The sequence below is a fragment of the Alteromonas sp. ABH4_457 genome (assembly GCF_056160625.1).
The window spans coordinates 271,334-293,566 of the sequence record NZ_JBSWXN010000002.1; the positions used below are offsets into that span (position 1 = coordinate 271,334).

At 50.0% G+C, this 22,233-nt stretch carries 19 protein-coding genes; 5 read left to right on the forward strand and 14 right to left on the reverse strand.

Annotation, left to right across the window (positions count from 1 at the left end; genetic code table 11):
* Positions 1-2 precede the first annotated feature (2 nt).
* The 5 genes from ACXAGR_RS04395 to ACXAGR_RS04415 all read right to left on the reverse strand — a co-directional run bounded on the left by ACXAGR_RS04395 (position 3) and on the right by ACXAGR_RS04415 (position 3,212).
* Entirely contained in the window at positions 3-365 is a 363-nt protein-coding gene (locus ACXAGR_RS04395) for a hypothetical protein (RefSeq protein WP_474848342.1), read from the reverse strand.
* Positions 358-1,002, reverse strand: coding sequence for a hypothetical protein (locus ACXAGR_RS04400; protein WP_474841683.1), 645 nt, complete (start codon positions 1,000-1,002; stop codon positions 358-360). Before ACXAGR_RS04400 ends, ACXAGR_RS04395 begins: the two co-directional genes overlap by 8 nt.
* Positions 999-1,652, reverse strand: coding sequence for a hypothetical protein (locus ACXAGR_RS04405; RefSeq protein WP_474848344.1), 654 nt, complete (start codon positions 1,650-1,652; stop codon positions 999-1,001). Before ACXAGR_RS04405 ends, ACXAGR_RS04400 begins: the two co-directional genes overlap by 4 nt.
* A complete protein-coding gene (locus ACXAGR_RS04410; RefSeq protein ID WP_474848346.1) occupies positions 1,642-2,598 on the reverse strand; it encodes a biogenesis protein MshI in 957 nt (318 codons plus the stop codon). Before ACXAGR_RS04410 ends, ACXAGR_RS04405 begins: the two co-directional genes overlap by 11 nt.
* A gap of 65 nt (positions 2,599-2,663) precedes the next feature.
* Positions 2,664-3,212, reverse strand: coding sequence for a histidine phosphatase family protein (locus ACXAGR_RS04415; protein ID WP_474848348.1), 549 nt, complete (start codon positions 3,210-3,212; stop codon positions 2,664-2,666).
* 71 nt (positions 3,213-3,283) lie between these two features.
* On the opposite strand from ACXAGR_RS04415, the gene ACXAGR_RS04420 reads away from it, so the two are divergent.
* Positions 3,284-3,826: an acyltransferase gene (locus tag ACXAGR_RS04420; RefSeq protein ID WP_474848350.1), complete on the forward strand. Its 543-nt coding sequence runs from the start codon at positions 3,284-3,286 to the stop codon at positions 3,824-3,826.
* Here ACXAGR_RS04420 and ACXAGR_RS04425 read toward each other — a convergent pair.
* The 8 genes from ACXAGR_RS04425 to ACXAGR_RS04460 form a co-directional block, all read right to left on the reverse strand.
* The gene (locus tag ACXAGR_RS04425; protein WP_474848352.1) at positions 3,818-5,938 is read right to left on the reverse strand and encodes a TonB-dependent receptor; all 2,121 of its coding nucleotides are present in this window, start codon (positions 5,936-5,938) and stop codon (positions 3,818-3,820) included. The genes ACXAGR_RS04420 and ACXAGR_RS04425 overlap by 9 nt on opposite strands.
* A 110-nt stretch (positions 5,939-6,048) precedes the next feature.
* Entirely contained in the window at positions 6,049-7,119 is a 1,071-nt protein-coding gene (locus ACXAGR_RS04430) for a PepSY-associated TM helix domain-containing protein (RefSeq protein ID WP_474848354.1), read from the reverse strand.
* A 465-nt stretch (positions 7,120-7,584) separates the two neighbouring features.
* A complete protein-coding gene (locus ACXAGR_RS04435) occupies positions 7,585-8,154 on the reverse strand; it encodes a single-stranded DNA-binding protein (RefSeq protein ID WP_474841697.1) in 570 nt (189 codons plus the stop codon).
* A gap of 355 nt (positions 8,155-8,509) precedes the next feature.
* Entirely contained in the window at positions 8,510-10,627 is a 2,118-nt protein-coding gene (locus tag ACXAGR_RS04440) for a right-handed parallel beta-helix repeat-containing protein (RefSeq protein ID WP_474848356.1), read from the reverse strand.
* Positions 10,628-10,789: 162 nt separating this feature from the next.
* Positions 10,790-12,352: a sodium/sugar symporter gene (locus ACXAGR_RS04445; RefSeq protein WP_119502886.1), complete on the reverse strand. Its 1,563-nt coding sequence runs from the start codon at positions 12,350-12,352 to the stop codon at positions 10,790-10,792.
* Positions 12,353-12,399: 47 nt separating this feature from the next.
* A complete protein-coding gene (gene galK / locus ACXAGR_RS04450) occupies positions 12,400-13,542 on the reverse strand; it encodes a galactokinase (RefSeq protein ID WP_474841702.1) in 1,143 nt (380 codons plus the stop codon).
* Positions 13,535-14,587 carry a UDP-glucose--hexose-1-phosphate uridylyltransferase gene (locus ACXAGR_RS04455; RefSeq protein WP_474848815.1) on the reverse strand — a complete coding sequence of 351 codons (1,053 nt, stop codon included), beginning with the start codon at positions 14,585-14,587 and terminating at the stop codon, positions 13,535-13,537. The genes galK and ACXAGR_RS04455 overlap by 8 nt, the downstream gene beginning before the upstream one ends.
* A gap of 111 nt (positions 14,588-14,698) precedes the next feature.
* Positions 14,699-15,754: an aldose epimerase family protein gene (locus ACXAGR_RS04460; RefSeq protein WP_474841706.1), complete on the reverse strand. Its 1,056-nt coding sequence runs from the start codon at positions 15,752-15,754 to the stop codon at positions 14,699-14,701.
* Between the two features lie 311 nt (positions 15,755-16,065).
* Between ACXAGR_RS04460 and ACXAGR_RS04465 the strand changes: the two genes are divergently transcribed.
* From ACXAGR_RS04465 to ACXAGR_RS04480, 4 genes are all read left to right on the forward strand, one after another.
* On the forward strand, positions 16,066-17,076 hold the full coding sequence (locus ACXAGR_RS04465; protein ID WP_474841708.1) for a LacI family DNA-binding transcriptional regulator: 1,011 nt from the start codon (positions 16,066-16,068) through the stop codon (positions 17,074-17,076).
* Positions 17,077-17,336: 260 nt separating this feature from the next.
* Positions 17,337-17,819, forward strand: a complete 483-nt coding sequence (locus tag ACXAGR_RS04470; RefSeq protein WP_474841710.1) for an RDD family protein — start codon at positions 17,337-17,339, stop codon at positions 17,817-17,819.
* An 85-nt stretch (positions 17,820-17,904) separates the two neighbouring features.
* Positions 17,905-19,764, forward strand: a complete 1,860-nt coding sequence (locus ACXAGR_RS04475; RefSeq protein WP_474848358.1) for an SLC13 family permease — start codon at positions 17,905-17,907, stop codon at positions 19,762-19,764.
* Positions 19,765-19,863: 99 nt separating this feature from the next.
* Positions 19,864-21,258 (forward strand): M28 family peptidase, encoded by a 1,395-nt coding sequence (locus tag ACXAGR_RS04480; RefSeq protein WP_474848360.1) that lies wholly within the window; start codon positions 19,864-19,866, stop codon positions 21,256-21,258.
* A gap of 56 nt (positions 21,259-21,314) precedes the next feature.
* Here ACXAGR_RS04480 and ACXAGR_RS04485 read toward each other — a convergent pair whose 3' ends face one another.
* A complete protein-coding gene (locus tag ACXAGR_RS04485; RefSeq protein WP_474841716.1) occupies positions 21,315-22,184 on the reverse strand; it encodes an alpha/beta hydrolase in 870 nt (289 codons plus the stop codon).
* Positions 22,185-22,233 lie beyond the last annotated feature (49 nt).

Genomic DNA, 22,233 nt, shown 5'->3' on the forward strand with positions numbered 1-22,233 from the left:
TCCTAATATGAGTCCGCAGTGCGGATACTAAACTTATCTGATGATGCCGGATTCACTGACAGCGTCACCGGTTGCCAGCGGCCGTCGCGCTGATGACTGATAATCACTTTATCTTTTAAAATTGTTTTCACGGTTGCGTCACTGAACTGATATCCCTCAGCCACCAGCTTGCCGTTAATGATGGCCTGAGGACGCATGCCATGATTAAAAATCGCTGTTACCTGATAACCGGTCTGCGTTTTTACCGCAGAAGACTGACCTTTATAGCCCCGTCCCGGTCTGGTCGGGTCGCCGGCATGCACTTGCTGGCTCATCATGAGCAGAATGCCGGTAAACACCAAATATTTGCCGTATCTGTTAAACACCGATAAACGCCTTATCTGTACTGAGGGTATACACTTCCACAGTGACATCTGCCGCCGGCCATGCCGTCACCTCGTAATCAATTGACCGCCAGTAGAGCTGCCTTGAGCGGGTTTCCAGCACTTCGATGAAATTCTTAACGTCGAAATAATTGCCCCTGAATGTCATTGTCACGCCATGCTGATAAAGCTCTACATCCTGCATAGATTCGTTATCAGCAAAAACTGAGACGGGCTCCGCCGACGACATTTCAGTCAACGTCAGTGCGTGGGTATGGGAAAACACTTCTTCCACCAGCAACACCATTTCATCAGGCGACACCAGCTCGTCGAGTTGTGTTGAAAAGCTGACCGACAAATCATTCTTCTTAGCCACCAGATCATCATATTCAGCATGCTTTTCCGCATCCGGGTCTACCGACAGCGCTTCCACGAACAGGGCCTGTTGCGCCTGTAACGTCTGCTTTTTCATTTCTTCGGCAGCCAGTTCTTTTCTGTACCCGCTTAAGTCATTCATGGCAGGCTCAATAAAGAAGGTGAAGCCTGTAAGCAGCACCAGTGCGATACCGGATACCAGTGTCATCACCTTTTCCCGCCGGGATAACGCTTCAAATTTAACGTGTAATGAAGGCTTACTCATTGAGCACCTCCCGGCAGCGTTAAACCCGGCGCACTTTGCTGTGCCGGCGCAGCAGCCGTTGCTGATGCCGTTCTGCGGGTGGATAACTCGAATTTCAGTGCGTCATCTTCGTCCATATACACCCTGGCAGCGGCAAAACTGCGCCCTCTGAAACTGCTTGTTTCACTTAACCGCTGCAACCAGCGGGGAAAAGCCTGGGGTGAAGACACCTGCCCGTTAAAAGTCATGTTAGTTTCAGACACCGCCATAGACTCGATCCAGAGATCAGACTCATGTTTGTCAGCCAGGTCGTCCAGCAGAATACTGAAACCTTTGAACCGCAGCGGGGCGCGGGCAGCAAGTTCTTCCAGTACACGACGTTGCTTACTGAGATCCAGTTTGATGTCTTCTACCTTTTTGATCAGCGCAGGGTCTGCTTTCCAGTTTGTTACCTCGGCCTGCAATTCATCAATCTGGCTCTGATGGATCCGGTTACGTTCCAGCAGCTTCACGTATTCAGCTTCTGCACTACTGGTCAGATAATGATAAATACTGCCTGTTATCAGTACGATGAGAGCAACTACTCCAATGGCAAGACTGACGCTGGACAATGACAGATAATCAATGCGTGGTTCGAAGCGGGACTGGTAGAGGTTGATATTACTTTTCATCAGCCACCATCGGTTTTGCAGACAGCGTTTTATTCCGTGCCGGCGTCAGCGCCATGCCCAGACTGCTCAGATTAGAGATAACTTCCGACGGGTCGTTGACCACCCCGCTAAGATCCAGCTCAGTCACCTCAGCAGAAACTGCCTGTGATATCTGTTCTAAAATAATTGCGGTTTGTGCTGCATTGATGCGAATCATCACCTTACGTACCGGTGCCTGACGCAGCTGGCTTTCGAAAAAGTCCATGGAACGCTGAATTTGAATACATAATGAATCCAGCACGCCCATTCTCAGTTCTTCTTCGGAAAAACTCCCCAGGTTCTCGAAGCCTTTCAGCCTTCGGCTGAGATACAAGTGACCGTCCTTGACGACGTTCAGAATAATTTCTTCTCCGGCTTCCTGCGTCAGCGTGATAACCGGTTCCTGCATAACCGGCAACAGCGCGCAGTGTGCCAGCTCTTCAACAGAAATACTTTCCAGCCGTACATTCGCTTCAATACAACCGGCGACAATCTCTTTTATGGTGTCTTCAGGCATAGCAACGACATTGACCTTTTTATTGCCGGCCAGTGGCACAGGCAGATCGAAGTAGTCCAGCACCATGGGCTTGTCGAATCCCATCAGCTCTTTCACCGGCCAAACCAGAGAATCATTGATTTCGTCATCTTTAACGTCGGGCCGGTCAATCTGCAGCAATTGATACCAGTTTTGCGCCAGCGCAACGTGACACTCTGCACCGGACAGCTTTTGCTTTGCTACCCATTTACTGAGTTGCGTCTGCCACTGGGAATAAAGCACAGAAACTTCAGAGACAACATAGGATTCACCGCCTTTACTACGCAAAGCCGTGAAGGTAGCAGTTTCGGCAGACAACGATACACCGACAGCCATGCCGGCACGCTTCGATTGAAAACGTTGTTTGAGATAAGTTGTCCAACCAATGTACATAGTGATTAATTCGCTTAGTTATTATTCAGCGCCGGCAGAAAAAAGTGTCAGCGTACTGTCAGCCGTTATAAGTGTAGACGATTAACGCCCCAATAGCCGTTATCCTTCTCTGCAACTGCCCAGCCCCGCTGTTGCAACCTTTTGCGAATTTCCCTGTTCATCATTCCATGGCCAAACATGACTATTTTTTTATGGGTCTTTGCCCGCACTTCCAATAAGTTAACGGCCATTTCTGCCCGGGCTTTAGCGTCTTTATAGCTTTCAAACCTGCCACCCGCCCCGGCCATCCACAGGGCACGACTGAAATAAACCCAGGTCCACGCTCTGAGCCGGAACGGTAACCGGTAATAAGGGATATCCATCTCTCTGAATAAACTGCTGTACTCACAGGCACTATGGCCGCAGCAATATCGGGCCGTTAAACGGGCCCGGTACAAATCGCTGCTCATGACAAAGTAGTTGTTAAGACTCAGTAATTTAGCGGGTTTGCTTTTGGGGTCAAGGTCGGCGGCATTATACTTTCGAATCCAGTTCGCGTAACCTGATGCTGTACAACGGATATTATCTGCTGAGCGGGGTCTGCCATGCCGGATCAATACAATTTCAGTCTTCACACCTGTGCTCATATGTGCAATTTAAATCCGGAATCCTATAATAAACAAACCCTTACAAAAGAGAAAGCACTTTGACCCCGTTACCGTTTTCAGACCGGAGCCTGCCTTCGTTACGCGCGGCACTTCTCCGCTGCGATGTAAAAGGGCCTTACCTCGATGTACTTAGCAAAGCAGACGCGCCGGCTAAAAGCAAAAAACAGGCAATGAAAGCTCTCTTTACATGCCGCGGTCCCTGCTGGATTGAGCCGGTATTTTGTTTGTCAGGTAATGCCTCCGTGGAACTGGGCCGGTTCGTTTTTCTCAATCACAACGTGACATTTATTGCTGAACAAAATATCCGTCTTGGCGAAGGGGTATTTGTCGGGCCGGGCGCAATCATCAGTACCGTGCCGTTAGACACAGGAGAAGTTCATCCCCCCGTCAATATGAATAATGCGCCGGTGACAATTGGCGACAATGTGTGGATTGGTGCTAATGCGGTTATTCAACCTGGCGTCACTATTGACGATCAGGCCATTGTCGGTGCCGGTGCGGTGGTGTTTGACGATGTACCGGCGAACACCACTGTCGCGGGTTCGCCGGCCACCATCCGGAAAAGACCCGCTTTAAAATGACCAGGTCACGCCCAGAGTTGCTGTCGTACCCAGACCTTTAATATTGTAGCCACCGTAGGTGTAAGACTGGGCCCTCGCCGGGTAGTAATCACTGTTGAACAGGTTTTCGATTCCCATAAACGCATTCCAGTTGTCTGCAAACTGATATTTCCCGCTCACATTGAAAATGTTGTAGCTGGAGACTGGGCCCTGATCACCCACATATTCCCCGTCAGCATCGGGCGCAAAGCGCTTACGGTCGCCAACATGCAAATAGCTTACTGTTAATGACATACTATCAAGGGGGCGCCAGTTTACATTTACCGTGGCCTTCGGCGGACTGATTTGACGCGAGCCTAAATAGATATCGGCTTCGGTATTCTTTCCTTCAACGTAACTGTATGTTGCAACGACACCCAGGGTGTCAGAAACACGGTAGTCAACCAGCCCTTCATATCCCCAGATTTCCTGTGGTGCACGCACCGGCTCATACACACCGGTAACCGCATTAAACTGGTTTGTGGTGCCCAGTTCAGAAGTGCTGCGGTAAGCAGCCACTTCAATACGAACATTATCAAACAGGGAGGTGAAACCCGCTTCGTAGTTATCGATAATAGACGCTTCTGTCTGAATCAGACCGATATCGTCTACTGTTGCTGCGCGGAGTAAACGGCCAATATCGGCGATATCTGAACCCTGTGAATAGTTAATAAACGGACTGAATACATCCTTCCAGTTGTACTTGATAGCAATGTTGTACGTCGTGGCATCATAATCAATGGTATCTCCATTTACCTGTAACGGCACAGAGCATTGTGTTGCGGTACGGCAAAGCTTGAGTGTTTCGTAATCATCGACAGTTAAGTCAATGCTTTCTCTTCTGACGCCCGCTTTCACAATAATATTATCCTGAATTACCCACTTGGTTTGCAGGAAGCCGGCAATGCTGTCCATGTCCATTTCAGGTACCCATACCCGGCCATCCACCAGAGGCTGTGAAGTGGTGTCCTGCAAGGCATCAACACCATAGATAAACGTTGCTTCCACGCCATCGAAGTCGGCAATGGTGTTGAATGTGGCTCTGGCACCACGTTTCTCTGAACGGATAATCGACTGGCCCCCGTCGTAACCCTCGTCAGGGTTTGCAAGGTTCGGCGAAAAGAAAAATACATTTTCTATGTCCTGCGAATACACATCGAGGGTCATTTCGGTGTTGGTGAAAATAGTGCTGTCGGTGTATTTAACAGTAATGTTTTCATTTCCGTCAGGCCCCTGGGGCTTACCCTGTTTCTGGAGGGCTTCCGGAACGTGAATAGCGTAGGTTTTCTCACCCTGATTAATGTCGCCGGCCACATCCCCTAAATCTGTTTTTTGCTGAGAGCTGAAATAGTTGTAACTGAATTGCAGACGCTTTTCGTCATCAAACTCATAACCCAGTTTAGTGAAGTAGTTCTGCGTTTCTGCGTCTGAAAGCCCGTACTGCAAGCCAAGAATATCGCCCTCAGCATCCCGCTGCACGCCGTTTTCTTCGTAACTGGCAGTCAGCAGGTAATCAAAGTTACCGGTTTTTCCGTTAACCGCTGCGGATACCCTGGCGCCGGCGGACTCTTCCGTTTTCACCGCACTGAACCGTGATGACAGACTGATCTGCCCTTTATGGCTGTCCTGTGTTGTTGCCTGCTTCGTAATGTAGTTAATGATGCCGCCTGATGCACCGTTTCCGTATACTGACGTGGCACCTTTAATCACCTCGATACGTGCAAGAGCACTGGGATCGATAGTTTTAATCCCTAGTGAGCCGTTCCTCAGCGGCGTTGACTGTGGCACGCCGTCAATCATGACCAGAGGCGCCCGCCCCCGCAACGACTGACCGGTATTGCTTGAACTGCCGGTATCAGGAGCAAGTCCCGGCACCATTTGAGCCAGCAAGCTCTGAAGTTCGGGATTAACCTTAAGATGTTCTTCAATCTGGCGCTGAGAGATGACTGTAATGGACGCCGGCACTTCATCAATACTTTCGATAACACGGCTTCCGGAAACAATAATACGTTCAATGTCGTCTGTTTGTGTCTCGACAGCCATTGAGGAGGTGCTGACAGCCAACGCCACGAGAGAAAGGGAAAATTTAGACATGAAAACTCTTTTAAGAAATATAACAAGAAGAAAGGCCCGCTATACTAAAGGTGTAGGGAGGCAATGTAAAGATAATGAAAACCATTCTCATTATCTTTACAGGGTATGACTTATTTGTAGTGTCGCTTGTACCAGAACCAGATCCCTGAGCCGGTAAAAAAAGCAGGCAACAGAGCAACAAAGAACCATAAGAACTGAACCACAGGGCCGGCAAAATCGCCGGTATGGAACTTATATTTGAAATTCCAGACCTGCGTGGCAACGTTTGCCGAAGAGGCATCGTAACGTCCGGTTTCCTGCCCCGTCACCGGGTGAGCCCATACCCAGCTGTAAGCATGAGACTCGCCGGGATTTTGCATTCTGAAACCAATATGTTCACCGGCTTTCAGAGGGAAATAGATGCGGAATAACCGGGCATCAGGGAATATTGTTGTTGCCCGGTCATAAGCGATATCGATGGCGGCAGGCAATAACGATTCAGACGCTGTTAGCCTCGCGGGTACGGGCCTGATTTCCACCTCTGAAAAAGTGATGGTTTCGACGACCTGCTGCGTTGGCTTTTTCCAGTTGAAGGCCATGCCGGTAAACGCAATTAAGAGAAGTGGTACCAGCAAGTAGACACCCAGCACCGTATGAAGCTGATACATCAGGATGCGTAACTTTGCGCGGCGTTTGATTACCAGCCGCTTTAACCTGTTTTTCGGTTTCACCCACAGGTAAAAACCCAGTAAAAGCTCGAAGATAAGTACCAGTGCGCTTATCGAGACCCAGTTACGTAACGGCTTGCCCTTCTCTCCGTCCTCATACAATAGCCAGCGGTGCAAAGCCATCGTGAAGCCGTAGATAGTGGTGTAGTAGTCATACCGGTACACAACGCCACCGGTATAAGGATTGACACTGACATACTCATCGTTCGCCAGCTTTCCCTGCCAGGCAAGCTGTGGATCCGTTTCCGGCATCAACATGGCAAAGGGTTGTCCGGTTTCCGTTTCAACGGCGGACATCAGGCGTGAAAGAGGAAGTACTTCATCCTGTGATGACACCTGCCATTTATCAGGTTGTGAAAGAATCTGGATATCTTTGGCGTAAACCAGCAGCGCTCCGGTCACACTCAGACAGGTAATAAACAGTCCTGAAATCAGCGCCAGCACAAGGTGTAGTCTTCTAAGCCAAAGTTTCAAATGAGCAATCCAGGGTGTCCGTTCAAAGGTAATGTTCCGGTGCCGGCTTCTTCTCACGGCACGGTAAGCCGGCAATACTAACAGGAAAAACCCTTCCCGGAACACTCTCTTTCAGGCTACAACCTGAAAGCTTGCCGGATCCATCCGTGCACAGGGCTGTGGTGGGTACGCCCGAGCCACACAAGATGCTTGGCAAAACCGGGCACATCCACTGGCAGCGGCAAAATTGGCTTAGTGCCGTGGCCATTTGATTGCGTGCATAAAAACGCCTGAAATAGTCAGTCATAAGTTGACGTACTACATCATCAAGTTTTGCCAGATATAAATCCAATCACCTTTTACCATTAAACCTATCAGATATAATTATTACTGGAATTTTCCGGGGAATAAAAATAACAAACCCTGCAAAAAGCAGGGTTTGTGAGTATGAATATTTTTGTGTTCTTGTTCAGAGCGATGACTTTCCTAGAACGGAATATCGTCATCAAAGTCAAAATCAGGCTCGGCCATAGGAGGCTTGTTACCGCCGCCTTGCTGGTTTCCACCCTGATTGCCGCCGCCGTAGCCGCCCTGATTGTTACCCTGTGGACGTTGCTGATAACCGCCGCCCTGGTTGTTGCTGTAACCACCTTGGTTGCCGCCCTGATTTCCACCTTGAGGACGTTGCTGGTAGCCACCGCCACCCTGACCACCGCCATCGCGGCTGCCAAGCATTTGCATCTGGTCAACAATGATCTCCGTTGTGTAACGGTCCTGACCTTGTTGATCCTGCCATTTACGGGTCTGCAATTTACCTTCAACGTAAATTTGTGAGCCTTTCTTCAGGTATTCACCGGCGATTTCCGCCAGACGACGGTACATAGTTAACCGATGCCATTCTGTACGTTCCTGCATCTGGCCTTGTTGATCCTTCCAGCTTTCACTGGTAGCAAGACTCAGGTTTGCTACGGCGTTTCCATTTGGCATGTAACGAACTTCAGGATCATTCCCGAGGTTACCGACCAATATGACTTTGTTGACGCCTTTCGTTGCCATCGATGTCTCCTGTTAACTCTGTCTTTGTCTGTGACTTATGAATTCACAGCCACCCGCCCCGCACACTTTTTGCGGATTTCTGGCGGATTTAACGTTGCTGCTCAACGTTGTTCCCTGCCCGTGCAGTCGCTGTAAATTTTGTGATAGTGGGCCAGTATACCTGATTTTTTTCTCTGGCTAAGGGAATATTTTCGTTAAATAAAAGCTGCGGCAGCCAGTTAATTGTCGCACAAGGTTTTTTCCGGATTTATACACCCGCAGCACCAACCTGTTTCTATGTTGAGTCAAAATTTATCACACGCAGAGAGGCTGTCGAGCTGTACTGACGGTCCGTTTATTACCTGACCAGTCGCGGTCATACTTCATCCACACTTTGTATCAGCGCTATGTGTCTGAAGTGGATTTTACCGGCTTGCGGCGTGGCGTCATTGTCGAGAATAAATGTCAGAAATTGATAATTACCGGCTTTGAGATACTGACCTACCGGTATAACCAACCGTTGCCAGCCGTCCTGTTCGCTCAGATCATCAACAAGATGACCGTATGATTGCGAACCACCGAAGCTTAATATCACGCCGGGTCCCTGCTTTAAATTGGTATCCAGGCCTAACGCGGCAATTTCCGCCGGACCTTCAATTTTAACTGTCGCTACCAGCCGGCTGCCAGCGTCGACAATGAACTGCCCTGCGATTTGTTTCCATGCGTTACCGGATAACGTTAATGTTGAACCATCATCGCTAATAGTCATTCCGCCATTGACGGTGTCATCCTGTTTCGCATCGTAGCTTGCCGGTGCAAACTTATTAAAATTGAGCATTTCCTCAAGTAACACATGGCTAAACGACAGGTAAGGAGCCGCGCCGGTCACCGGGCGGGTTTTTCCGGTGATCAGTCCGCTTGCGAACTTCGAAAAATTAGCAACGGTGAGACCATCAGCTATGTTCAGGGTTTTCGGCGCTGCCTGTTCAGCCAGCGACTGAGCAAAGGCGGTGTTGAGCTTAGTTGAGTCGGCAAAAGGCACAGTTATGTCAGCCTGAAACCGCTCACTGGCGGTATCCAGATTAAACAGGTAATTACCTGTGAAGAGACTGCGGGTATCGAACTGCTTATCAAGAATGCTGAAGCCGGATACGTCTGTTGCCGGACCGGTGATAATCACATTGTTCACCGCATTTACCCAGAACCCGTCATCACCCTGGACATAGGATGCGGTGATACCGTTTCCTGAAGAATAAACGTAGTTGTTGAACAGATTAACCTGCCCTTCAGGATTAGATGACACGCCGCCGGCCTTGATAGCTGCCCACATCATACCACGCTCGTCGCCCATGCTGTGAAGGGTATTATTAAAAATATAAGACGGTCCGCGACGCACCGGCGCAACACTTATTCCGCCATAACCGTGGGAAAAATCATTGTTGTAAACCAGTACGTTGTGCTGACCACCATCCAGTTCGATAATGTCATCGTTGGCGAAAGCAAACGTGTTGTTATATATCGCCGAGTCCCGGATGAAACCGCCATCGCTGTTGAGGTTAAACCGGCTTTCCACCACATCATTAAAGCGCACCTCATCAGTACCGGTGAAGGTATTGTTGCGTAATATGATTTGCCCCTGAAAGACTTCCTGCGGATGGTTGGCAAAAGCGAGGAAAGCATTGGTACCTTTGGGGTGGCCGTTACCCCAGTGGTTTGCGCCAAACACCGGGTCATGTACGTAACAGTTCTCTACTGTGATCACGCCACTGCGACGCATAAAGAAAGCGGAATCGTAGTTAATCTGCCGGCCCCGGTCGTCATAAGCGATGCCTTTGCGGTACTCTGCCGGGCGTCTTCCCCACTGAGAAATGTCACATCCGTTGACCCAGATATGGTGTGCTTCTTCTGCAAAGAAACCGAGCTGACCGCCCTGCGCTATGGTGATGTCTTCGAAATACACATAACTTTGCGCACCGATGCGGATGGCCGAGAGAGCATCCTCCGGGGCTACGATGGGTGTATTAAGATCGCCTTTAATCATGGCCCATGCACCGGGCGCACCTTCGATACCCAGCGCTTCTACATCCAGCGTACCGCCCTGATAAATATCTTTCAGATGATATATCTTCTGAGGGTCCACCGGCGGCTTGTCAGCCCGGGTATAGAAGGAATCTGTATACAAACGGGTTCCGGCATCATCTGTCACACTCAGCTCAATGTCATAGTGTGAAGACGGCTTCAGGTACACTACGGCACCGGATAACGACCCCTTAACAGGGTCAAAGTAAAGCGGGTTAGCATCCAGCCACTGCGTAGTGCCGGTTTCACGGAAACGAAGTGTATTGTCAACATCTGCGGACTGACCGGGCAGTTCAATCCCCGCTGATTCTATTAATGGCGTGATTGTGAGTTGTTCAGGCAGTGGCTCATCAGCACCGGCGCGGGCACTCAGCACAAAGCCGGTCAGAAAACATAACGTCAGGATACGACACATAATTGCCTCGCAAGTAAGAATAGTCAGGGGAAAACAGAACGTACGAACAGTACCGGTGACTATGCTACCAGCGGAAAGAGTTATTTACACATTAAACTTGCACAGAAAATAAACAAAAAACCGCCCGGAGGCGGTTTTCAATTCATACTCACCGGCGATTTATTACCACCAGGTAATGTAGAACGCTGCAGTTACCAGTGTGATTGCAATGGCTGCGATATTGAAGCCGGAGGACGTAGCAAAGCTGACTTCACCCAGTTCAATAGCATTGTCGTGGTTGCCCTTTTTCTCAGACAGAGAAATCAGCACGGCCAGACCCACACACATCAAAAACACAATGCCTACACGGTCAATGAAGGGAACGTCAGGGAAGAACATACGGCCCGCAAGGCTGAAGAAGAATGACCCCAGCGCAGCAACCAGACCACCATTTGCAGTGGTTTTCTTCCAGAACATACCCAAGGCAAACAGGGCAACAATGCCCGGCGTGAAGAAGCCGGTGAATTCCTGAATATACTGGAATGCCTGATCAAAGTTACCCAGTAGCGGTTTAGCCACCAGCATAGCGATGATTAACGACACCAGACTGACAATACGGCCCACTTTCACATAGTGATTTTGCGGTTTATCCGGATTTTTAGGCTTGTAGAAATCCATGGTGAAGATGGTAGAAACACTGTTGGTCATTGACGCCAGTGAAGACACGATAGCCGCTACCAGAGCAGCGAAGATCAAACCTTTCAGACCAACCGGCATTAATGTCATCAGAGACGGGTAAGCTTCATCAGCACGGTTCAGATCCGGCACCAGTATGACCGCAGCAATACCCGGTAACACCACAATCAAAGGCATCAGCAGTTTAAGGAATGCCGCAAACGCGATCCCTTTCTGCGCTTCTTTAACGCTTTTAGCAGCCAGAGTACGCTGAATGATGTACTGGTTAAAGCCCCAGTAAGACAGGTTCATGATCCACATACCGCCAATCAGCACAGAGATACCCGGCAGGCTCTTATAGTGCGGATTATCTTCAGAAAGAATCATATCGAATTTTTCCGGCAGACGGTTTGTGATATCAACAAATCCCTGAATCACACCGTTACCGTCACTGATCAGGTTCAGCGCAGTGTATGACAGGAACAGACCGCCCAGCACTAACAACACTACCTGGATGATATCGGTCATGGCCACAGCCTTCAGGCCGCCGTACAGTGAATAGGCCAGTGAAAACACGCCAAGGAACAACATACCGTACATCATGTCTACGCCGGCGATGGTATTAATAGCCAGCGCACCCAGCCACAATACAGCCGTGAGGTTCACAAATACGTATACTGCCAGCCAGAATACCGCCATAACGACACGCACACGGTGGTCATAGCGCTGTTCCAGGAACTGGGGCATGGTGTAAATTTTATGCTTCAGGAAGATTGGCAGGAAGAACTTACCAACAATCAGCAACGTTATGGCTGCCATCCACTCATAAGAAGCGATGGCTAAACCGATGGTATAACCAGAGCCGGACATTCCGATGATTTGTTCAGCGGAAATGTTAGCAGCGATCAATGATGCCCCAATCGCCCACCAGGGCAGGCTTGAGCCAGCAAGGAAGTAATCATTGGTATCCTTCTCATGGCCTTTCTCCTCGCGGGAGACCCACCATGCGATCCCAATAAGCGCGATGACATATATCACAAAGACTGTGATATCCAACGTCTCAATGTTCATATTATTTCCCAACAGAATGTTATTTTTATCAGAATGTCTTATGACAGTCAGGCAAACGCCCCCTGTTCAGCCGAGCAAATGTAAATGTTTTGTTTATACCCGGTCCGCGCATAATAATGTTTATTAACGGCTTCTTCTACCTGACTCAGCAGATTTTTTGGCACCAGTGCCACGACGCAACCACCGAAGCCGCCGCCGGTCATCCGCACACCGCCCTGCTGCCCAATAACGTCACCGACAATTTCTACCAGCGTATCGATCGGTTTTACCGTGATTTCAAAGTCATCCCGCATGGAGGCATGTGAGGCAGCCATCAACTCACTGACGTCAGCGGTGCGGTCTTCATTGAGCGCATCAAACATCGCCAGAGTTCGGATATTTTCTGTGATGATATGCCGTGCACGGCGGTATACCACTTCTGTCATTTTATCTTTCGCGGCGTCCAGCATGGCCATATCGGCTTCCCGCAGGCTTTTCACACCCAGCGCTTCTGCAGCCGCTTCACACTGCTGACGCCGCACATTGTATTCGCTGTCTACCAGACCGCGTTTCACATTAGAGTTAATGATGACAATGCTGTACTTGTCGGGGATTGGCGTATGCTGAATAGCCAGAGAACGGCAATCAAGTAACATGGCAGAATCTTTCTTGCCCATGGCTGAAATTAACTGGTCCATGATGCCGCATGAGCAACCGACAAAGGTATTTTCCGCCTTCTGGCCGAGTAACGCAGCTTCGATCCCGTTTACGTCGAGGTTGTAAAGTGCCTTGAACATTTTCACAATCGCGACTTCAAATGACGCCGACGAACTTAATCCGGCGCCTTGCGGTACGTTGCCTGTCACCACCACATCAGCCCCTTTTAAATCAGGGTAACGGGTCAGCAGCACCTTACACACACCGCGAATATAGTTCGACCAGGTCGCCTCTTTGACATGCTCAATGTTATCCAGAGAGAAAGTATTACGCTGACCGTCATAATCCAGCGCTACCACATCAATAACACGGTCATTTCTGGGCGATGCGGTGATCCAGGTACCAAAGTTAATTGCTGCCGGAAATACAAAGCCTTCATTGTAGTCGGTATGTTCGCCTATCAGGTTTACACGGCCGGGAGCCTGCACAGTGACCGCTGGGCTGCTGCCGAAAGCCGCTTCAAAAGCGGAAATAAGTTGTGCGTTATCAGTCATGGCTTCGTGCCTTCTTATAGTGAACTTCCGCTAAGTCTTTTAATCGTTGCGCTGCCTGCTCCGGGGTCAGATCCCGCTGGGCTTCTGCCATCATTTCATATCCCACCATGAATTTGCGTACCGATGCAGAACGCAATAGCGGCGGGAAGAAATGCGCATGCAGTCCCCATTCGCCATGGGCTTTATTATCGAATGGCGCACTGTGCCAGCCCATAGAGTAAGGAAAAGAAGTCTCGAACAGGTTGTCGTAACGGGTGGTAATGTTGCCAATGATTTCAGCCAGGCTCTGTTGCTGGCCGGCGGTTAAAGCAAGCAGTGAACTGGCTTCAAAACGGGGTAACAGCAGTGTTTCAAACGGCCATACTGCCCAGTACGGTACCACAACAGCCCAGTCATCATTTTTACAGACAACCCGTTCATCAGCCTCTGTTTCGCGCTTCACGTAATCAAGCAATAAACTGGTGCCGTATTTTTCGGTATACGCCGTAAAGCGGGCTTGTTTCTTTTCCGCCAACGTAGGTAAATGATGCTGTGCCCACACCTGACCATGGGGATGAGGGTTTGAACACCCCATCAGAGCACCTTTGTTTTCAAACACCTGTACCCAGGTGTAATCTGCACCCAGTTCTTCAGTTTGTTTGACCCAGCATTTCACCACGTCAAGACGCTCTGCGTCGCTGAGCTCAGGCAGGGTTTTGCTGTGGTCGGGTGAGAAACAAATAACCCGGCTGCAGCCCTGTTCAGCCTGAAAAGTGAAAAGGGGATCATCGGATGATGCATCCGGCGTATCCTGTTGCAAGGCAGCAAAATCGTTCGTGAATACATAAGTACCAGTATAGGCCGGGTTCAATTCACCGTTCACGCGGGTATTGCCGGGACACAGATAGCAGGTTTCGTCGTATTGCGGACGCTCTTCATTTGAAGGCGGTTCATTCTGGCCCTGCCACGGACGCTTTGCACGGTGGGGAGACACTAACACCCACTCTCCCGTCAGCGGATTAAACCGGCGGTGAGGATGGTCGGTCGGGTCAAATGCTGTTGTCATTGCTTCTCTCATTACTCTGCTCCCCTTTTGTGCCCTAAACCCGCACAAATAATGTAAACGTTTAACCTTTTAAAATAAATCTTTCCTGTGTAATCACAGGAAAGAGGATAATTATTGCGTTGAAAAACCGTATTTTATACGCGTTACATGGGCTTCCCCCGGCTCAACCCAGCCAAGCGGAAACGACGGCTGATTAGGCGTATCAGGAAATGCCTGCGGTTCCAGACACAAGGCACCGTCATCGGTAAATGTTGCAGTATCACCGGATGCGCCACTCAATCCATTAGCGCTGTAAAACTGAATGCCCGGCGTGTTAGTCCATAACGTCATCACACGGCCACTGGCTTCATCGACAACCTGCGCTGCAGGCTCATCTTCATCCGCAGGAAAAGTATCGAGCACAAAATTATGGTCGTACCCGCTGCCTGTGCGTATTTGCGCATCATCTGCGCCGATATCCTGACCAACGGGTTTTAATTTCCTGAAATCAAAAGGTGTACCGCTGACTTCCTGCAATTCGCCGGTTGGCACAAATTCAGGTCCCACCGGGGTAAATCTGCCGGCATTAATCATCACTTTATGGGCAAGCACATCACCGCTTCCGGCCAGATTGAAGTAGCTGTGACTGGTAAGACTTAACGGCGATTTCGCCGTACTGTTTACTGTCATCGTCAGCAGCACTTCGTTGTCGTTATTCAGCGCATAGACAGCTTCAATGTGCCGCGTGCCCGGAAAGCCACCTTCCCCGTCAGCGCAATCCAGCGACAGGGTTAACGTAGCAACCGTATCGTTGCTGTGAGTGGCAGCCTGCCAGCACTTTTTGTTAATACCGGCGCTGGCGCTGTGTAAATTATTTGTGCCTGAATTCTGCTCCAGTTCGTACACCGTGTCGCCAATAGCAAAACGGCCGTTTGCAATGCGGTTAGCGTAAGGCCCGACGAGTGCCCCTAAAAAAGCGCCATCTTTAACGTAGTCGTCAATGCTTTCAAAACCGGCGACAACATTTGCGAAGTTACCGTCTCTGTCCGGCGCCAGAATAGCCGTGACAATGCCGCCATAGTTGGTGATCTTCACGGTCATTCCGTTGGCATTTGTAAGGGTAAACAAGCTGACGGGTTTGTCATTTACTTGTCCGAACGGGGCTTGAGTTATCTTTGGCAAAATCACATTCTCTGAAAATCGTTTCTGTAAGCCCTACTGTGCCTGAAATCCGGTCATTCACACAACGCTTACGTTAAACATTAACACATACGCAACAAATAGGGTATACGTTTTCCCTCTTTTTGAAAAGGCTCTGTTAAAGGATTTTTGCCTTTGTGAAAGCATTCGTCAGGATTTTTTTAATGCAATCGGTTGAAATATTCATAAGATAGACGGCAAATAAATGAAAACATTTACCCTTAATCCGGTGAGCTAAGCGTGATTTGGTAGAACAATTCCGCTGAGCAAACCTGTACAAGGGCCGCACTGGCTACACAATGGCAACTATAAAAGATATCGCTACCGCCGCGGGCGTGTCGCTGGCAACTGTGTCACGGGTTATCAATAACGGCCCCAAAGTAGGCGACGCCACACGGGAACGTGTGAAAAAAATCATGGAAGAAATGGGCTACCGGCCGAATGCCAATGCCCGCGCACTGGTAACAAAGCGCAGTGCATCTTTGGGCGTTGTGCTCCCCGAATTTCATGATCCCTTCTTCGCCACCCTGGCTCATGGTATAGAAACCGTTACCCGTAAACAGGAAGTCCAGATCCTGCTCAGCGCCGGTTCTATTGAGCAGGCGACAGAGCGCAGGGCAATTGAAACTCTGCTGGAGCACCGGGTTGAAGCCATGGTGGTGCACAGCAAAGCGTTACCGGACGAAGAGATTATTCACTTTGCGTCTCAGATCCCGGGGTTCATGCTGATAAACCGGTATATTCCTGAAATCGCCAACCGCTGCGTCTGGCTGGATAACGAAGCCGGCGGGCAGATCATGGCTGAACACATGATAAAACAGGGTCATAGCAAACTAGCAGTAATTTCAAGCCGTTATCAAATTGCTGACCCCGCCATGCGGTTACAGGGAATACGCAATGCGATGGCAGAATTCGGCCTTTCTGTTCCCGACAGTCATATTGAATATGGTACGCCGGATCAGGAAGGGGGCGAGCAGGCTGTGCAGAATTTGCTGGCAAGGGGGATCGAGTTTACCGGCATAATGGCCTACAACGACGCCATGGCTTCCGGCGCGATGTCTATGTTGCAGGATCACAACCTGGAGATTCCCGGGCAGGTGTCTGTGATCGGATATGATGACGTTCTGCTGGCAAAATACTGTCGCCCGAAACTTACCACTCTGCGCTACCCGATAGAAATGATGGCAGCCCGCGCCGCCGAACTGGCTTTGAGCTATGCCAGCGGGAATACAACAACATCAGAAGACACTTACAAGTACACCCCGACTATTGTTAAACGGGAATCAGTGGGACGCCCGCCTTCAAGGTAAAGATCAGTCAAGATAAGTAAAGTCGCTCGAAGGCTGCTGAAAAGGGTGAAATGATAACTCCGACAGTCACCGGATTGTGGCTGTCAGGGAAAACCTGAAGCCCTGTAACCCCATTACCAGCGTTTTCATGGTTTCCTGCTCTCTTTTGCGAGAATACCTCGGGCGCTTCATGCGCCCTTTTTTTGTGGCCTTTTGTTTTTTCTCCGATTCCCTGACATTATGTGCTCCTGGCATCACGCGGGAAAACATCAGGAGCATTCATGGCAGAATTTGAGGAAGTCACACAGGCAGTAACAGAAGAACGTCTGGCATCACGGGGAGAAAGGTTTGCTGCGGCTGTCATTGATATAGTGATTTCGATACTCGCATCCCTTCCGTTTTTCTTCTACACAGGCCTTGAAGCCCTCGAAAACCCCGATATGACATTAGTGGTCACCGGCCTTGTTTACAGCATTCTGATTTATATCGTGATTAACGGATACCTGTTGTTTCACTTCGGTCAAACGGTAGGAAAGCGCTTTTTGAATATCCGGATAGAAGATTTACAGGACCGTCAGGCCGGTTTAGGCCGTATTCTGCTGATGCGGTTCCTGCCGGTTCAGGTTGTCACCAACATACCTTTTATTGGCGGCATACTTGGCCTTATCAACATTGCATTCATCTTCAGGAAAGACCATCGCTGTGTTCATGATCATATTGCCGGCACCCGTGTATGCCGTGTACCGGATGAACTCAGGGTTTAATTGATCCTGCGCATATCAGGGTCTGTTCAGACAGGCACGGGCGGAGTAAGCTGAGAATTCTTTCATTCTCACACGGAATAAGCCTGTGTTTGCACTGGACGCATCCCTTCATGCCTGGTTTGTATTCGGACTGATAGCCCTGGCTGCAGCAGCCATGCTCAGCAATAAAGTGCGCTACGATTTTATTGCCATCGGGGTCATTTCAGCCCTCACCCTCAGCGGCATCATGTCTGCCCGCGAGGCGGTATCCGGCTTCGGCAACAGCGTGGTTGTACTGATTGCCGGTCTGCTGGTCATCGGTGAAATGCTGGATAAAACCGGCGTAGCCAGTATCACCGGCGACATCATTCAGTCTGCCGGCAAGAAGAGCAAACACGGCCTGCTGGCCATTATTATGCTTGCCAGCGCCTTTCTGAGTGCCATCATGAGCTCCACTGCGGTGGTGGCGATTTTCATTCCTGTCATTCTCGGTATTGCAAAACGCAATCAGCTGCCTGCGTCGTCACTGTTGCTTCCCATGTCATTCGCCGCACTGGTGTCTGGAATGCTCACACTGATTGCCACGCCGCCAAATCTGGTGATCAGCGCGAGACTCAGTGAGTCCGGCTACGCGCCTTTAGGGTTCTTTTCCTTCTCGTTACCCGGCCTGCTCATTCTTGCTGCCACCATTATTTTTGTCGTTTTTGCAGGCCGCAAATTACTGCCACAGAACGATGCCGCGCAGGTTCCGGATATCTATCACCGGAAACTGGCGCATCTGATGGAAGATTACCGCAGCGACCGTGAGATCACTGATGTGATGATAAGCGCCCGAAGCTCACTGAACGGCGTGACTGTCGGGATGAGCGAACTCTATACCGGTTACGGCATCCGCATTATCGGCATTGCCCGCCATCAAAACGGACAACATCAGTATTTCACGGCGCCTCACGCCGGTTTTGTGTTATCGGAAAAAGATATTCTTCATCTTTCAGGCGATCCGGAGCAACTTCACACGGCCTGTACTTCACTTCAGCTAAAGCCGGTAACACTGTCTGCAACGCAGAAACAACAGGAAAACTGGGAGCTTGGTGCAACAGCAGTGCTTATTCACCCGAATTCCAGGCTGGCAGGGAAAACAATTAAGGATGTGCGGTTCCGCGACCGTTATCATCTGGATGTCATTGGCCTTCGCCGCAATCAGCAAGCCATACCTGCTGCAGAAGATGTTCGGCTGGCCCCGTCTGACAGCCTGCTGGTGACCGGCGCCTGGAAAAACATTAAAGCGCTGGAAGATCAGAACCACGACTTCGTTGTCCTTGAACGGGCCTCAGAAGGAGATGACGTTGCACCGGCTTATAAGAAAATGCCGCTGGCACTCATAATTGTTGCCGTGATGGTGTTGATTTCGTTGTTCGATGTCATGCCACTGGTCATCGCCGTTCTGATGCTGGTAGCGGTGGCGGTTACAGGGCGGTGCTTATCTGCTGAAGAGGCTTACAGAGCGATACACTGGCAGTCACTGGTACTGATTGCCGGCATGCTTCCCCTTGCCACAGCCCTGGATACCAGCGGCGGAACGAAAATGATTGTCGGTATGTTGATGACACTGGCGGGAGGAAAAGACCCGCAAGTACTACTGGTGCTGCTGTTTTTTATTACCGTAGTACTCACCAACTTTCTGTCTAATACCGCATCAGCGGTACTGATGGCCCCGATTGCCATCACCGCTGCAGAGCAGGCAGGAGTATCTCCCTATCCGCTTGCAGTGACTGTGTTGTTTGCTGCCTCTGCAGCATTTCTTACCCCTGTGGCCTCCCCGGTGGTCACGCTTGTGGTTGAGCCGGGCCGTTACCGTTTCATCGATTTCATTAAGCTGGGCACCCCGCTCCTTCTGATAGTATTCGCAGTTACATACTGGTTTGTCCCCCTGGTGTTTCCCTGGCAGGGTAAGGGAGCGCTTTAATCCTTTGCATTGCCGTAACGGTCGTAAATGCCGTGAATTGCGAACACAACAGGCGTTAAAGTAGGGTTCTCAACCCGCTTCCGCTACACAGGAACAACAATGAAAAATAAAACCCTGCTGGCACTGCTCACCGGTGCCTGTTTCGCGCTTCCTCTGCAAAGTCAGGCAGTCACTGACGATCAGAAAGTCATTCTGGATTTATTACAAACCAACGCAAGACAGGACAATCTGTCTTATCAGATCATCGAATCTCTGACCACAGAAGTCGGCCCCAGGCTTGCCGGGACACCCGGTTCTGAAAAGGCTGTCGCGTGGGCTCAGGACACCATGAAGCGCCTGGGTTTTGATAAAGTATGGATAGAAGAAAGCAAGGTTCCGCTGTGGACCCGCGGCGATTTAACCGCGTCGATTTCAGCCCCTTACCCGCATAAAGTCACAGCGCTGGCACTTGGCGGCAGTGTGGGAACAGACGGAAACCCCCTTGAAGCTGAAGTTGTCCGGTTTGCTACGCTGGACGCACTGAAAGCCGCTAAACCCGGTTCTCTTGATGGCAAAATAGCCTATGTGGCTTATCGTATGGAACGTCACAAAGACGGACACGGCTACGGTAAAGCTGTTGGCGCCAGAGTAGCCGGTGCATCCATTGCTGCTGAAAAAGGCGCTGTAGCATTTCTGTTACGCTCAGTAGGCACCGATGACAACCGTCTTGCTCACACCGGGGTGATGCAATACGAAGAAAACATTAAACGCATTCCTGCTGTGGCGATTTCAAATCCCGACGCAGATCTACTGGATAATATGCTGACCCGTGATGAGCCGGTCATGTTTTCCCTCAATACGTCCGCCAGCGGACCTACGGGCCGCGTAGCGACCATCGCCAATGTTATCGGCGATGTGACCGGCAGTGAACACCCGGAAGAAGTTGTCACGCTGGGAGCACACCTGGACAGCTGGGATGTGGGTACCGGCGCCATTGATGACGGTATCGGCATCGGCATTACGCTGGCAACAGGCCATTACATTGCTGAATTACCACAGCGTCCGGCACGCACTGTACGGGTAATTTTGTTTGCTGCTGAAGAAATCGGACTCTACGGAGCTAAAGATTATGTTGTACAGCATAAGAACGACATGGATAAGCACGTCATTGGCGCAGAGTGGGATTTTGGTAACGGCGCTATTTACGAACTGACTCCGGGCGTGGGCACACAGGCACTGTCTGAAGTGCGCGACTTTGCTGAATACCTTGCACCTTACGGTGTGGGAATGTCAGACAAAAACGACGCTAAGGGCCAGTCAGACATGAGTGCACTGGGCGAAGCCGGTCAGCCGGCGATTAACTTCTCTCCGGACGGCAGTGATTATTTCGACTACCACCACACTGAGAACGACACGCTGGATAAAGTTGAGCCGGAAGCACTGAAGGTAAATACCGGGATCTTCAGCGCCTTCGCATTCTGGGCTGCAACCTCAGAAACCAACTTCAGAAAATAGCCTGAAACGAAAAAGAGCGGCCATGCCGCTCTTTTTCCTGCTGCGCCGCGTAGTCTTTATCTGCCGGATTTCAGCGAGCGCACAAACATCCGGTACTGCCCTTTCACATCGGGATATGTCATAGACTTGTTGTGCTTACCGCCCGGTACAACGTAAATCCACTTATCTGTGCTGGGTGACACTTCATACAACTCCCGGCTGAACGTGATCGGCGTAGTCCGGTCTTTGTCTCCTACCACCAGGAAAAGCGGCTTATCAAACTGACGGATAAAATCATCGTTTTCGATAATCGCCAGTTCCGGAGACACCTTCAGAAAGGTGAATGTTTTGGTCCAGTCCGGCACCATGTTCTGTACAACATCATTCACTTTGTTAATCGCGCTGTCGAGTACCAGACCGTCGATATCCCGCTTCACCGCTACATAGCTGGCGAAAATGGTCCCCATGGAAATGCCGTGTACCACCGTAGGTAAATCATTAGCAAAAACTTCTTTGGCATAATCGTAAACCAGCAGAGAATCCCGTTTGAGATTATACATTCTTGCTCTTTTGGCCTTATCGCTGGCACCCGTGCCCTGATAATCCACCCACAAGACATTCGCCGGCAGCTTTCCGAACTCGTGCAACAGCGCTGAATTTTTACTGATGGTCATGCCATTATCGGCAAACAACACAACGTTAACGATAGGGTCCGGATACGCCACAGCCACACCTTTAAGTGTCAACTCTTCACCATTCACGATTTCTACCGTGGTAATGGTCATCGCCGCTTCATCTTTATTCACAGCCTGACTCAGTGCAGTGGTATCAAGGCCGGACGCGGAGGCATCCTGATGCAGGAAACTGGAGGAACTGACATCAATAGCACAGCCCGAAAGCTGAAAGACACATGCCAGCAAAAGAAAATTACGAACCAATCTGAACACTTAACTCTACGCTCATTTAACAATCAGGGACATTACAGCAAGATACATT